Annotated in this window: 7 protein-coding genes and 1 pseudogene; 5 read left to right on the top strand and 3 right to left on the bottom strand. The window is 66.8% G+C overall.

Features of this window, described 5'->3' with window-relative positions; translation table 11 throughout:
- Nucleotides 1-86 precede the first annotated feature (86 nt).
- Both MCBG_RS11285 and MCBG_RS11290 read left to right on the top strand, forming a co-directional pair.
- Complete coding sequence (locus tag MCBG_RS11285) at nucleotides 87-434, top strand: hypothetical protein (RefSeq protein WP_091113588.1); 348 nt, start codon at nucleotides 87-89, stop codon at nucleotides 432-434.
- 5 nt (nucleotides 435-439) lie between these two features.
- Entirely contained in the window at nucleotides 440-889 is a 450-nt protein-coding gene (locus tag MCBG_RS11290) for a hypothetical protein (protein ID WP_124778772.1), read from the top strand.
- 422 nt (nucleotides 890-1,311) lie between these two features.
- Here the strand turns inward: MCBG_RS11290 and MCBG_RS35160 are convergent, their stop codons facing one another.
- Complete coding sequence (locus tag MCBG_RS35160) at nucleotides 1,312-4,764, bottom strand: M28 family peptidase (RefSeq protein ID WP_369799297.1); 3,453 nt, start codon at nucleotides 4,762-4,764, stop codon at nucleotides 1,312-1,314.
- Between the two features lie 287 nt (nucleotides 4,765-5,051).
- On the opposite strand from MCBG_RS35160, the pseudogene MCBG_RS11300 reads away from it, so the two are divergent.
- A pseudogene (locus MCBG_RS11300) lies at nucleotides 5,052-7,706 on the top strand (LuxR C-terminal-related transcriptional regulator); the annotation flags it as partial.
- On the opposite strand, the gene MCBG_RS35165 reads toward MCBG_RS11300, so the two are convergent.
- The gene (locus MCBG_RS35165; protein WP_223201434.1) at nucleotides 7,692-7,811 is read right to left on the bottom strand and encodes an IS3 family transposase; all 120 of its coding nucleotides are present in this window, start codon (nucleotides 7,809-7,811) and stop codon (nucleotides 7,692-7,694) included. The pseudogene MCBG_RS11300 and the gene MCBG_RS35165 sit on opposite strands and share 15 nt — an antisense overlap.
- Nucleotides 7,812-8,323: 512 nt before the next feature.
- On the opposite strand from MCBG_RS35165, the gene MCBG_RS11305 reads away from it, so the two are divergent.
- Complete coding sequence (locus MCBG_RS11305) at nucleotides 8,324-9,067, top strand: 8-oxoguanine DNA glycosylase OGG fold protein (protein ID WP_043325497.1); 744 nt, start codon at nucleotides 8,324-8,326, stop codon at nucleotides 9,065-9,067.
- Nucleotides 9,068-9,423: 356 nt separating this feature from the next.
- Nucleotides 9,424-9,681 (top strand): hypothetical protein, encoded by a 258-nt coding sequence (locus tag MCBG_RS31180; RefSeq protein WP_051611170.1) that lies wholly within the window; start codon nucleotides 9,424-9,426, stop codon nucleotides 9,679-9,681.
- Nucleotides 9,682-9,791: 110 nt separating this feature from the next.
- Here the strand turns inward: MCBG_RS31180 and MCBG_RS32460 are convergent, their stop codons facing one another.
- The gene (locus tag MCBG_RS32460) at nucleotides 9,792-14,453 is read right to left on the bottom strand and encodes an NACHT domain-containing protein (RefSeq protein ID WP_140946510.1); all 4,662 of its coding nucleotides are present in this window, start codon (nucleotides 14,451-14,453) and stop codon (nucleotides 9,792-9,794) included.
- Nucleotides 14,454-14,586: the final 133 nt, after the last annotated feature.

A 14,586-nucleotide genomic window follows, 5' to 3' on the forward strand; every position in this document is an offset into this window, starting at 1 on the left:
CGCCGTCACCGACAGACACCCCGGACACGATGTGCGAGTTCGGTGGGCATCGGCCCTCTTCGACGAGCGCGGAAGAGCGTGCGGTGATGCCCATAAAGGGCGCGCGGCGCCAGCCCTGCCGCAAGGGCTTTCGGCGGTTCAGTAGCCCCACCGGTGCCGGACGCGGGTTTCGCGTACCGGGATTTCGGGGTGGGGACTTCGGGTTCGTCGCCTACGCCGACACCGACACCGCCCAGGACGTCCTGGTCCGCGTTGTCGGTGGCGACACCGACCCGGGAGCCCAGACCGCCCCCCTCGCACGCGCCCGCGAGTTGTGGTGGCTCTCCCGCGCCGTACGGGCCAAGTACACCGCCATCTCCCGCGCCGTGCCGCTGCTGCTCGCCGGGTACGCCGGCGCCGCCACCACCGCAGCCCTGGCGATCTGGGCCCGGTGACCACGATGACCGCGACCACCACCCTCGTCGTGCAGGACCCCGTCGACGCCTACGAACTGTTCGCCCACGCCCGCACCGTGCTCAGGCTGCCCCTGGACGGCCGATGGCACCTGGTCGACCACGGCCGCGTCCACATGCTGCAAACCCTGCCCGGACAGGGCGCACCGGCCCTGGCCAGCGTGCACCTCCCCGTCGACGGCAGCCGGCACCCCGGCGAGCCCCACGCCGGCATCCCCGGCGGCTACGCCCTGCTCGCCTTCACCACCGACGGCGGCGACACCAACAGGACCCAGCGCCGGCACCGCGACCTCGCCGGCCAGGCTAGTGCGTGGCTGACCCACCGACGGCTTCGCTGGACCTGGTCACACGCCGACGGGCCCTTCACGACCAACCACGCCGATCTTGCGACCAGGGGCCAAATAGTTGATCTTTTTGGGGGTCTGCGCGGTCCCTGATCGCTGCCACGGTGGTTGACCGCTGTGAGTCGATCTCCTCTGAGCATCGGCGAGCTGGTCGAGCACTGGACCCTTGTCCCTGCTGAGCTGGACCTGGTTGCGTCCAAGCATGGCGAGATACGGCCGGGTTCGCGCTGTTGCGGAGGTTCTACGACCGGTACGGCCGCTTCCCGCGAGGTTGGGCAGATCTGCGCCCGGAGGCGATGGACTTCGCCTCTCGCCAGGTCAAGGCGGAGCCGGGTTACTTGGCGTTCTACGGAGACCAGGGCCAGCGGATCCATCACACCCCCAATCGGCTAGATCAACCCGACAACGCACCCAGAATCCAATCCACGGATTCAGGCTAAGGTCCGGTCCGGCAGCGGAACAGGGGCGCAGGACCTGCGGCAGGGTGGGGCGAGCGCCCCACCCTGCCGTTGAACTCAGCCGATCTGCAGGGTCACGTCGTCCAGCACGAAGCTGGTCTGCAGGTAGGCGTCCTCGGTGCCGGTGAAGGTCAGCGTGACCGTCTGGCCGGCGTACGCGCCGAGGTTGACGGTGCGCTGCGTGTAGCCCGTGGCAGCGTTCATGTTGGACAGCGACGCCACGGTGGTGCCGTTGGCCTTGATCGTGAACACGTCGTAGGCGAGCGCCCCGTACTCGTTCGTGTCGATGTGCAGCCAGTAGGTCAGTACCGCACTGGTGCAGCCCGACGGGATGGTGACGGTCTGGCTGATGGCCTCGGTCGCGGTGTAGCCGTATCCGCCGAGCCACGCGTACCGGGTGCCGCTGCGCGGCACCTGCCCGATAGAGGTGCCGATCGCGCCGGTGGAGCCGGTCCACGGCGAGGTGCCGCTTTCGAACCCGCCGTTGAGGATCAGCTGGGCGGCGGTGCAGCCGCCCGGTCCGCCGGTCACGGTCAGCGTGTACGTGGTGCTGTGCGACACCGACCCCGTGCCGGTGATGGTGATGGTGTAGGTGCCGCCGGCCACCGACGAGCCGACCGCGATGGTGGCGGTCGACGAGCTGCCGGAGGTGACCGACGACGGGCTGAACGAGACCGTTACGCCCGTGGGGGCGCCGCTGGCGGTCAGGGTCACCGTCTGGGCGCTGCCCGAGGTGGTGGCGGTGCCGACGGTGGTCGTGGTGCTGGACCCCGCGTTCACGGTGCCCGACGAGGGGCTGGCCGAGATCGAGAAGTCGTTGGTCGGCGTCGAGGTGCCGACCGCCCGGTTCCACAGCGTGTAGGCGATGCCGTCGGCAGCCCGGTTCAGCGCGGTGGCGTCGATGTTGCTGAGGGTGTCGCACGAGGAGTGGTAGCAGGAGTCGTAGGACTGACCGGCCGTGCCGCCCCACTTCGACGCCTGGGCCGACGTCTTGGTGGCGCTGGCGCCCATCGCGTAACCGGAGGTCGGGATGCCCGCGTTCTGGAACGAGTAGTCGTCGGAACGGCCCTGGCCCTCGACGTTCTCCTCCGGCTGCAGGCTGAGGGAGTCCCAGTACGCCTTCATCGGCTGCGACGCGGTCGAGGTGATGTTGTTGATGAAGTAGCCGCCGTTCTTCGACGCGATCATGTCGAAGTTGTAGTAGGCCTTGATCGCCGTTCGCTGGGTACTGGTCAGCGAGTTGACGTAGAACTTGGAGCCGTTGAGGCCCTGTTCCTCGTCGGTCCACCAGCCGAAGCGGACCTTGTTCAGCATGGTCGGGTTCTGCGCGGCCAGCGCGAGGGCGACCTCGAGCAGCGCCGCCGAGCCGGAGCCGTTGTCGTTCATGCCCGGACCGGCCGAGACGCCGTCCAGGTGGGCGCCGAACATGTAGACGTTGCTCGCGTTACCGCCCGGCCACTCGGCGATCAGGTTCGGGCCTGCACCGCTGGTGCAGCCGGAGGTGCAGGGCTGCTCGGTGACGGTGAAGCCGGCGGCCTGCAGCTTGCCCTTGACGTACGCCACCGACTGCAGGTAGCCCTGGCCGGTCGAGCGGCGGGTGCCGCCGTTGTTGGTGGCGATGGTGCTGAGCTGTGTCAGGTGCGCCTGCACGTTGGCGACGTCGATGTCCGGCGCGGTGCCACCGGGGGTGCCGCCGTTGACCGTCAGCGTGTACTGGGCCGTGTGGGTGACCGACCCGGTGCCGGTCACGGTGATGGTGTACGTGCCCGCGGCCGCGCCGGACGTGGTCGCCACCGTCATCGTGGAGCTGCCGCCCGAGGTGACCGACGACGGGCTGAACGACACGGTGACCCCCGACGGGGCACCCGAGGAGGTCAGCGACACGGTCTGCGCGCTGCCGGAGACGGTGGCGGTGTTGACCGTCGCGGTCACCGAGGAGCCCGCGTTGACGCCGCCCGAGGTGGGGCTGATCGACATCGAGAAGTCGGTGCTGGTCGCGGTGCAGGTCGGGTCGCCGGTCTGGGCCGGGACCGCGACCGCGTTCCACGCGTCCTTGGTCCGGTTGAACAGGACGCACGAGGAGTCCAGGTTCTTCGCGGCGGTCAGGGTCGCGGTGCGGTACTTCTTGTGGGTCATGCCGGAGGTCTTGAGCAGCATGCCGCCGTAGAAGATCTTTCCGGCGGACTGGATGCCGACGCCGGTGACCGACGACGGGCCGCCCGAGCAGATGGGGCTGTTCGGCTTGCCGCCGCCCGGCGCGCTGCCCTCGGCGAGCAGGTAGAACCAGTGGTTGAGCGGGCCGGCGGCCGCGTGTACCTCGGTGTTCGGGATCGACGAGGAGTAGCAGTTCGGGTGGCCACCGACCAGCGAAGGGTTGTACATGTTGCGGATCGGGCCGCTGCCGACGAGGTCGATCTCCTCACCGACCAGGTAGTCCGGGTCGTCGTAGGTGGCGGACTGGTTGGCGTATGCCTCGGTCAGGGCGCCGAAGATGTCGCCGGTGGCTTCGCCGAGGCCGGCTTCGGAGCTGGTGCCGCCGGGGGTGTTCTGGTCGAGGCCGTGGCCGAACTCGTGGCCGACCACGTCCATCGACGAGATCCAGTTGCCTGCCGAGTTCTTGCCGATCGTGATCGTGGAGCCGTCCCAGTAGGCGTTCTGCTCGTTCAGGCCGACCTTGATCGGCCAGCTGCCACCGTTGCCGTTGTGCCCGTTGCGGCCCAGCCAGGCCGACAGCATGTCCCATTCCTTCTGCGCCGAGTACAGTGCGTCGACGCAGCCGGTCTCCTTGCTGGTGCCCACCCCGTTGCCCCAGCTGTCGTCCGCGCCGGAGAAGACGGTACTGGTGCTGTAGTCCTGGCAGTTCAGGCCGGTGCGCGTGGTGTCGCGCAGGTAGTACGTGCTGCCCGACTGCGACGTGGTGATCGACAACGGGCTGGGCCCGTTCCACTTGCCGGTGCCGGAACCGGCCGCGGCGTCCTCCTGCTTGGCCAGCACCTGGCCGGTGCGCGCGTCCACGAAGACATGCAGGTGGCTGGGCGCCGAGGCGGTGCGCCCGGCGACGACGACCTCCCACGCGAGGCGGGCGGTGCTGTCCTTGACGTGCACCACCAGGGTGCGCGACTCGACCCGGTCGACCTTCGCGAGCAGGCTCTTGGCGGTCTGCTCGGCACGGTCGACGGCGACCGTCGGCACCACCGACACGTTGATCTTCGTCTTGGTGGCGGCCGAGATCGCCCGGATCGCGCCCTTGCCGTCGGCGAGCACGGCGGCGTCGCCGCCGACCACCGGCAGGCCCCGGTAGGTGCGTGTGTAGGCGATGGAGAACAGCCCGTCGACCCACGGGATCACCATGCGCCGGTCGTACTGCTCGAAGGGGCCTTTCGCCAGCGCGTCGTGACCGCCGTCGGCGGCCCGGTCGGCCGCGGAGATCGCCAGCGACAGCGGGCTCTGCGCAACCGTGGGTGTAGGGGGCGGGGTGGCTGCGGTCGACTGGGTGGCCACCCCGGTCACGGTGCCCAGGGTAAGCGCAACCGCGACAGCGGCCGCCATGGCAGTTCTTCGATACATCGCAATCCTCCCGCCGAGATGGGTTGAGGGGTGTGGCAGCAGGGCCCGTGTTGATGGGATCTCCGGCAACCGGTGACAGCTCGGCTTTGGCGATGACACTAGGAACGGCGGAGGCTGGCCGAAATCAGGGCAACCCCTTGCTCTGGTGCGCGAAGGACCGTCGGGCGCACTATGATCCGGTGCCAGATTCTGCGACGGCAGTGAATGCGCATCAGGGGGCCACCGGCACCATGCTGCCGGTGGTACCGGGCGTCGTGCGCGGCGCCCGTCGGGTGGTGCTGTTCGGTCCGCCCGGGATCGGCAAGACCGCTGCGGCCGGTGTACTCGGGCAGCAGCTGGGCATGCCTGTCCTAAGGCTGGCTCCGAGCCCACAGGACGCCCAGGTCCCCTACACCGGACTGCTCGAACTCGCACTGGCCCTCCAACCGCTGCCGGCCGCGCGGGAACTCGCGACCGGAATCGACAAGGCCGTCGGAGTGCCGGGCTCTGCCGATCCCGCCGGGACCGCTCTACGGCTGCGCCGGTTGACCGCCACCCTGCTGCTGGACACCCCGCCTCTGACACTGGTGGTGGACAACGCCCAGTGGCTGGATACGGCCAGCGCGGCCGTCTTGCGTTGGGCACTGCGCCTGGCTCCCGACCTTCCCGTCATAGCCGCAGAGCGAATCTGGCGCCCGGGGAGCGAAGGCCACTGGTGCGGCGAGGACCCCTGTGCGGTACGCATCCCGGCGCTGACACCCGATCAGGTCGCAACCCTGCTGTCGCCGTACCGGCTAACCCCCTACGAGGTCACGCAGACCCACATCCGCAGCGGAGGGAACCCGGCCCTAGCCCTCGCATTCGCCGGGGCCCGCAGCCGCGCCACCGACCTGCCGGCCGCTCAGGGTCTCGTAGACGACCTGGTCCTGCCGCCGGCCGCCCGCCGACTGGTGAACGAATGGCTGGGCACTGTGTCGGCCGAAGTTCAGGAACTGTTGACGGTCGCCGCACTCGACGACCGGCCCGACCGCGAACTGCTGAGCCGCCTCGCCGGCCCGCCCGCCGAAAACCTTCTCGCAGAGGCCGAGGCAGCCGGACTGATCAACATCGGGCAGGTCGACGGGAAGATCCGGTTCGCCGCCGCCGCGATCGGTGCCGAACTCGCGGCCCGACCGCCGGTCGCCACACGCAGGCTCCTGCACGCCCGCCTGGCCGAAGCCAGCCGCGACAGCATCCGCCGCGACCGTCACACCACGCTGGCGGCCGACACCAACGACCCGCAGTCGGCCGACTGCGCCGACCGCGCCGCCGCCCGCGCCCGGCTGCGCGGAGAACCCGCACTAGCGGCCGAGCTCTCCCTGCTCGCCGCCGAACGTACCCCGGAGACCGACGCCGACCTGCTCACCGAACGGGCGCTGACCGCCGTACGCGACGCCGCCCACAACGGCGACCTGCCCCGCGGCCAGGCTGCCGTCCGCCTCGTCCTGAACCACGACAGCAGCCCCGCCAACCGCGTCAACGCCCTCATCGCCCTGATCGACTCAGGCGGACAGCACCTGTACAACGGCGACAAGCTGTTCGCCGACGCACTTCACGAAGCGGCCGGACATCCGGACCTGACCGCGCAGATCCTCGTCCGCCAGGCGATCTGGGCCAACGTCAACGGCGATCCCGACCGGGCGTGCGCCCAGGCTGCCCGGGCCGCCAGCCTCGCCCGGAGCGCTGGCGACACCGCCACCACCGCCATGGCCCTCACGATGCAGGCCCGCATCCAACGCATCCTCGGCCGCCCCCAAGCCGAGACCACGCTCGGCCACGCCCTGTCCCTGCCACGCAGCACTCACATCCCCGTCAACGCCAGGCCCGAACAGCTCTCCGCCCGGCACGCCATCTTCGACGACCGTCTGGACGAAGCCCGCAGCGCACTGCTGCCTCTGCTCGTCGAAGCCGAGCGGACCGGAGACGCCGAAGCCACCGTGGATGTCCTGCGCAGCCTCGCCGAAGTCGAGATCCGCGCCGGACGGTGCGGACTGGCCCTCGACTACGCCGGCCGCGCCCTGTCGCTTACCGACAGAGCCGCCTTGGACCCCGCACCAACGTGCTACACCTCCGCCCTGGTCGAGGGCACCGCCTCGTGCACCGACTCCGCCCTCGCTCACGCACGCCGCGGGGCGGACACCTCCCGCCGGGAGGACAACAAAGTCTTCCTCTCCCGAAACCTCTTCGTCCTCGGACATCTTCTCCTGGTCACCGGGCGTCCGAAAGAAGCCCTGGAGGCGCTGGAAGAGGTCCGTACGCTTGAGAAGCGCCAGCAGGTCCGCGACCCGTCCGTCCTGCGCTGGCACGCCGACCTCGCCCAAGCCCTCATCTCCCTCGGCTACCTCGACCAAGCCCGCAAACTGCTGACCGATACCCGTCGCACCGCGACTGATCTAGATAGAAGCTGCGTCCTCCCCGTGCTCGACCGCTCCCAGGCACTCCTGGAAGCCACCCTGGGCAACTACGATGCGGCCGCCGACCTCCTCACCGCAGCAGCCGACCACCTCCGCCACCTGCCCATCGAACACGGTCGAACCCTCCTGGCCCTCAGCCACACCGAACGACGCGGACGCCGACGCGCCAGCGCCCGCACCGCGGCGCAGAGCGCCGCCGACCTCTTCAGCACGCACCAGGCACACCCCTGGATCGAAGCCGCCACCCGCACCCTCCACCAACTGGAGCCCGTCCCCGCGCACAGCAGTACGCTCCCCTGCCTCACCTCCGCCGAACAGCGCTGCGTCGAGCTCGCCGCCAGCGGAGCGACCAACCGCGACATCGCCACCGCCCTCACCATCAGTGTCAAAACAGTCGAAGCAAACCTCACCCGCGTCTACCGGAAGCTCGGCATCCACTCACGCGTCCAACTCGCGCACCTTGCAGCCCTGACGGCAGCGCCGGCAGAAGCCCTGCAGCCCGGCCTGGCGCATCAGCCTGGCAACGCGTTTGCGCCCACTTCCGACTCCGGTGCCCAGGCGTAACTCGGCGTGCGGCGTAAAGGAGCGGGTTGGGCGAGGATCGCACGTGCTTCCCCGGACAGCATCCTCGCTACGTCAAGTCGCAAAATGCCGTGACGAGGATTTAGAATCGAGAAAGTTGACACAAAAAGCAACAGAGGCGGCCGGTTTGCTACTGTAACCGCCAGCAACGGAGCGCAGCAGCTATCCAATGCGACCAACAAACAGAGGTAATGAACGGCTGAATCGCAGGCAGTCGGCCTACCGACATGCATAGATGACGGTCTTAGGAAACCGGTGCTCTGTTGGCCGTCCTCAGGAGCACGCCGAGCGCGGCGCGGCCCCGGCGAGCGGACGGACGACTGGCCCCATACCTCGCGGCCAACGCCTTACGGCCCGAGTGGAGAAGTCCGAGTACCGTGGTATAAGAGTCCTTCTAGTTCGGCGTCCTGGGCCGGGCTTACGCAGCATGGGTCGTTTCCGGTCGATGCCCGCCGGTACAGTCTGCCCACACCGGGCAGGAGACGACGATGGGGCTCAGAGACCGACTTGGCGTCGACGCGTTCTGGACCCCTGGTGAGGTTCTCACACACGGGTTCGACTTTCGTCCACGCTGGTGGCAGCAACGCGTCCCCGCCGAAGGGTGGACGGCATGGCTATCCGACCTGCCCGAGGCCAACAGGGGTCGGCAGTACCGACATATCACGCGTAGCGACCTCCTCACCGCAGCGAATGGCGGTCCAGACGACGTCGGGCGACTGCTGGTCGGCAGCTACGCCTGGGGCACCGGCGACCGAGCATTCCTCGTCGGTCGTCGAGCTCAGGTCTTCACTAAGAACACGACTGAGTCCACCACGGCCAAGCTCGTTAAGGCTTTGACCGTCCTTCGTGATCAGGGACCGGCGAAGGCGTACGAGATGCTGGCCCTGGGCGGCGAGCAGAAGCTTCCCTACCTCGGGCCCTCGTTCTACACCAAGCTGCTGTACTTCGCGGATGCCCGGCCCGACGCACAACCTGGTCGCGCGCTGATCCTCGACCAGTTCGTTGCCATAGCTTTGAAGGAAGTCGAACACTGGGACATTACGGAACGCGGCCCTTGGGGCCCAGATCAATACCAGCGGTGGCTCGAATTCGCCCACAACCATGCCAGAACTGAGTCCACTAACCAAGCGGCCGTGCGCCCGGATGCTATCGAGGCGGCGATGTTCAGAAAAGGCTGGGCAATCTACCAGGCGCGTATAGCTGCCGCCCGCGCCGCGCGCCGGCAACCGTGACTCCTGACGCCATCATCGTCGCTCTGCCGGATCAGCATGGCGGGCCCCAATCTTGGCGCCAGCAGCAGTTCGTCGCGAAGGATGAGCATAGAGTCGCGGTTGTCGCCGCCCCACAGAGCTGAAGCCCACAGCCGAGCAGCTGACGGAACGACCAGCATCGTGGTAATCAACATAGTGACAGGGTCACCTCGACCAGTTCTCTCGCCTAGCAGCATCCGCAACCCCGAGAAGCTTCTCCTCGGCCGATTCGACCGGCGCGGCCGGCTGCCGGCACACCGGCCGCACGCATCCGCTGGCCACGCCGCAGCGCCAGCAGCTGGCGAGACTGCTTTCCCCGCCACGTCCGACCGAGCGCCGTGTTGTCATCCACCCCTGGCCCGATCCGTTACCCGGCTGCCTGGTCGGGCCAGTTCGAGCGGCCTGAGCGGCTGAACTACGCGCAGGTCGAGGCGACCGTGGTGGCTGAGATTCAGGTGGACACGGCGTACGAGCACCACCGGTGGCGCCACCGGGTGCGGTACGCGCGGCCCAGGCCGGATCTGTCGGTGTACGACGTGCCGCTGATCCTCAACGAAGCCGAAGACCGCTTCGCCGGCTACGCGCGCAGTGCCTGACCGGCCTCATCCCACTTGCCAATACACACCGGCGCCGCAACCCACCGATCAACCAGCAGGACGGGCAGGCGGCGGCGCCCTGCGGTACGAATCAACTAATGGAAATCGAGTCAGGTGCCGTCACTATTGCGGTGAGGTCTAGGTATTGTCAGCAGGAATGGTACGGTGAGCGCGTCCAATCGGGTGATGCTGGCCGCCTGCGTTTCGAGGCTCGCGAGAAGGGCATGCTCGCTGAGTTGCGCGACGCGCCTCCTGCGGTAGTCACCCTTGTAGGTCCATTGTTCGAGCGGATACCAGCCCACGAGATAGATGCCAGTTCGTGTGCCGGCTTCCGGAAGGTAGCGCTGGGCTAGTTGCTGCTGCTGAGCGCTCAGCAACTCTCTATTCCAAGGTCCCTTCACCTCGATGACGACAACGATGCGGTCCGGCGTTGGTCCTTTCACCGGATCGTCGCGCATTGTCGCCTCGATCTGGATGTCAGTGCGGTCTCCAGCACCGTAGGCGTCAGTTGGGCGGACTAGGACTTCGCGGTTGACAGCTAATCCGCGCCGCTCGAGCCTCTTGGTGAGTTCGTGTGAGATGTACGCCGAGAGTGCAGGTTCGGGTTTCGGGAGCCAGGCTTCCTTCAGTTGGTATGACTTGGGCAGAACGCGTGCGGGTAAGCGGTCCCACAACAATTCTCCGTGCGTCGGCAGATCGTTGCCGATGGCTTCGAGGACCTCCACAAGCAGATCGGCCAATTCGCGTTCGGACCGAACAAGTCGCCGGTTGGCGTCCTCAAACAACGCTGCCAGTTCGACGGGGGTCGGTGGGGACCAGGCCGAAGCGAATAGGTTGGTCCGAGCCCGAAGAATATGAGAGGTTATGATGACGCGGCTGGGGTACTCGTCGCGAAGCTTTGTGAGCGCGCGCAAGGCTTGCTCGCTGCCGCGGCTGCTGATGCTCTGAAGGACGCGATCCCGCCACTCCCGAGTTTGTTCCTCGGGGCCAACGAAGTGTACTCCTTCGATGGGGACGTCATCTTCGGGCGGAAATAGTCCCGAAAGCCACCGATAAAGCTCCGCCAGTTGTTCTTCCTCTAGGTCAGCGAGAAAGTCGCTGTAGCTGGCGCCGAGGCACAGAGCTACGTCCCGACCTAGGGCAGCATCTTTGCCTACGGCCGATAGCACGGTGGCGAGGTACTGGTGAGAATCCACGGTGAGCAGCGCTCTGGCTGCTCGCGCCGCGAGCTGCCGTTGCCATCCGCTTGAGACATCTGCCTCCAGCGCATGGTGTGCGGTGTCGACTGCTCGCTGGTCCTGTGCTTGTAAGAGAGCGACGAGCATCTCCTCCCACCGTTGCAGGGCATGCGTTCGACTCTCGTCCGTCGTAAGCGAAAGCGCGGCCTGGTCCGCCTTCCGGCCGTTGGGCGGCTCGTCGGGTGCCGGGTGAGGGGCTTGCTGACCCGCGGCGTCGCTTGGTCCGTCGTCTCCTCTCGTTCGGGTGATAGCGTCAGCAAGTTCGGTGAGTAGTGCCGCAAACGTGTCGGCCAGTTCAACGTGCCATGCCGGGTCTACAAGTTCCGTCTCAGATGCCAGATGTCCCTGCATCAGTTCCCCACGCACATAAGCGTCGACCGCCGCTGCGAGCTGTGACGCCGAGTGCTCGACGGCTCGCGACAGGAGTCTCAACTTGATTTCCCTATCACCGGCGTTGCTGGGCACGGTGTGGAACCAAATCAGCGCCCCTGCCCAGGACGACCAGGCTGCGTTCGGCACTTCCGAAAGGCGGTCTTTCCTTTCGAGGAGTGCCAGCGCCAGATACCCGGCCCATCCACGCTTGTCGTATCGGTTGGTGCCGAGCCATTCGTCCGAGTGGTCGTGCTCGTTGGCGATGAAATGGACCGCTGCTTCGATCAGCACGTCCACCCCGCTCCCATCGAGTGCGGCTAGACCGGGGAAGTCTAGGATGTCGTCATCGAGACGGAGTGTCCCCTCGCCACTGTTGGGATCGGCCTGAAGCTGCCAGGCCAGGCGCCAAAAGGCGTCGACATTGCCGGCTGCGGCATCGGCAAGCAGTTGGTTGAGCTTTGCGACAAATTCCTCTCGCTCGACTGACGGCAAACCATCATCTACTCGATCCCGCCTCCTGCCGTGGGCCTGTCGCCACAGATTCGCGAGGTCGCTGTCAAGCGGGACGGGCTCAAACCACCATTTGACGTGTGGCCAGACTGGATGGTCCGGGTTCGAGTAGGCAAGTTCGCCCGATGCGGCATCGGATAGGTCGAAGAGGTAGCCAGCCACCTGTGCAAGCGCTTCCGCAAGAATTCTGTTGCCGACACCTAGTGCCTCGGACGCCCGCTCGTATGCCCATGGAAAGTCGGCACCCGTTAGAAGGTAGCCACGGTTGGCTCGACGCAGCCCGTCAGGAAGAACGGGTTTTCGGACGCGCCAGGAGCGGTCTCTCGTGCCCCAGCCGTCAGCAATCGCCCAGATCTTGGCGCGATCGAACGTATCGGTGGTCGCCGCTAACTCGACCAACGAGTGCGCGAGGGCATGACGGAGGTCGCGGAAGCGTGGTGGCTCTCGGCCATCCTCGTCCTCAGCATCTACCGCTGTGGGTAACGGTGGATGGTCGAACCGCTCAAGTCGCGGTCGCAAGATCAGAGCAACCTCGCGCGCTCGGCTTAAGGCACCGTCACCGGATAATGCCCGCTCTACGATCCCGTCAATGAGTTCAATGTCCAACCGGCCGACCGGACGTTCGTCAGGAGGCTCTTCGTCGCTTCCTTGTACATCCGCCGTCGAGGATCGCAGTTCGGAGGGGCTGCGACCGTTGTGGAGCTGCCCGATAGCCCACTCGAGTACGGCAGGCAGGTCCTCTTCCGACAGCTCTGATGCGAAGCGCATCTCAAAGCCCAGGTAGGAGCCGACGAGGTTGCGGTTTCGCCGAGGTCGAAGGTGTTGGAGCACGTCCTCAACAGAGATGTAAGCGGGCCACAGCATGTCTAGCAGTGCCCCCCGTAGCTCGTCGTCTGGATCGACCCGTGAGGCGTAGCTGGCGTCCACGAGGCTGCTGGCAACCTGCGCCAGTTGCGGCGCGGCATCTGTGGGACTCGTCTCAAACGCTGTCATAGCCGCCAGAAGACGTAGGTGACTACTCCATCCGTCCTTCGCCGCCAAGTCGAGCAGCGGGCCGACCAGTTCCGGGACCCCCGCCTCTCGGGCTAGACGGACCGCCAACCGCAGCCGCGCAAGTGAGGGCCAGTCCTGGGGCTCGCGATCGCCTGCCTCGTTCAGGACTGTAAGTAGCTGAGCGCCGAGTCCGGGATGTTTAAGGCGGCGAGGTGCGCGGGCCCATGGGACATCCCCCAGCTCGACCTCGCCGGCACGGCGTAGCAACGCATCAACGACCAGCGACCGGACCTCCGGTGAGTCGACAATCGAGCTGTGCGCCACCAGGCTTTCCGGATCCGCGTCCGCCAGCCACTGGGCATGGCTCGGGTCGAGAGTGACTAGCCAGGCTGCCGCTTCGCGTAGCTGAATCGGCACGCTCCGGCTGTCATCGCTGCCGGCAACCAGGAACAACCGCTGCAATTGAATTACCGGAACGGCCCGGCCTATGAGATGTCGTGCGGTGAGGAATCCGGCAAAGGAGCCGTGACGGAAGGCCAGCCTGTTGCGGCCGCGGCCGGTGAAGAGCGCAGTCGCCAGCGTTGCTGAAACGGCCCTCTTCGTGACGACAAAGGCTGCGTTGTCGACGCTCTCCTGCCCCCCAGCGATGGACTCAGCGTTAAGGTCCTGTTCGCCGGACTCCAGCACCGCTCCGCGCCATATGGTTCGCCGATTGGACAGAAGCAAGCGCGCGGCGATCCGTTCGGCGATAGCAAGCCGCTGATCCAGGGTTGACTCGTCGTCCTGGGTGCGCCGCTCATCGTCGTGCTCGCTAAGCAGTTGAGTAACTCCAAGCGCGAACAGCTCCGTCGGCCGGGCATTCAGATGACCGGTCCGTCGGTAAGTGCGAATCAAGAGCCCGAGCGTCAACGGAACGCTTGCCAGGACTCCCGCGCCGGCAGCGACTGCCGACGCCACCAGCGACTCACCGTCGATCTGATCAGCGCTAGCCGCCAGCCGAACCGCTTCCTGCCTCGTCAATGGCGCTAGGTCGGCCACGATGCATGGGCCAAAGTGTGATGTCAAAACGTTTGTCAGGTCTGGCGGGTAGTCGGCGGTTCGGCAACCGAAGATGAAGCGGGCACGAGACGTGTCACGACCTCTGAGCGCGAGCCGTAGCCTGGCTGCAAGATGCCGAACCAGTGGACTTTCGTCGATCTGGTCGATGACGACGATCAAGTCGGCAGCGGTGCGCCCGGTGGTCAGCCCGACCACGGGCGTGTCGCCACCCGACATCAGGTGGCGCTCGGGAAGACGGCGCAGATGACGGCCTAGCAGCTCATCGAACGTTGCATCCGATAGGTCAGCCGCATCCACCTCGACGATAGGAGAAGGCGAGAGAGCGGTGGGCTGCTGATTCCAGTTGCGCACGAGAGCCGCAAACTCAGTCGTTTTGCCCACGCCGGGCTCACCTAGCAAGACGAGGGACCCTGCTCTTGCCGCGGTTTCCGTTGCGACCAGGGCCCCAGGCACCAACTCCACTACGGGCCCGTTTTGAACGGCGGACGGATCGAGGAAGCCGTCACCGTCGAGAGGGAACGGCAGCTCGTCCTCCACCGTGCCCGATCGGATGCGGCACAACCGTTTGACCGTGGTTGTGAAGATCCCGTTCTCTTCCATGTCTCCACACCCGCCAACTCAGATCTCGACCACCCGGCGTGGACGGCCGTCGAAGCGTAGCGCTTCGTTCCGACAACGAGGCCGTCAGCGGGCCGGGAGGCGGGGGACGGGGATATAGCCGCCTGCGATGACA

This window comes from Micromonospora sp. M42 (assembly GCF_000568915.1).
In the GTDB taxonomy this organism is placed as follows: domain Bacteria; phylum Actinomycetota; class Actinomycetes; order Mycobacteriales; family Micromonosporaceae; genus Micromonospora; species Micromonospora chalcea.

Bases quoted from the DNA above. Each gene is read 5' to 3' on its own strand.
- MCBG_RS11285 (WP_091113588.1), top strand. From the start codon at position 87: ATGCCCATAAAGGGCGCGCGGCGCCAGCCCTGCCGCAAGGGCTTTCGG.
- MCBG_RS11290 (WP_124778772.1), top strand. From the start codon at position 440: ATGACCGCGACCACCACCCTCGTCGTGCAGGACCCCGTCGACGCCTAC.
- MCBG_RS11305 (WP_043325497.1), top strand. From the start codon at position 8,324: ATGGGGCTCAGAGACCGACTTGGCGTCGACGCGTTCTGGACCCCTGGT.
- MCBG_RS32460 (WP_140946510.1), bottom strand. From the start codon at position 14,453: ATGGAAGAGAACGGGATCTTCACAACCACGGTCAAACGGTTGTGCCGC.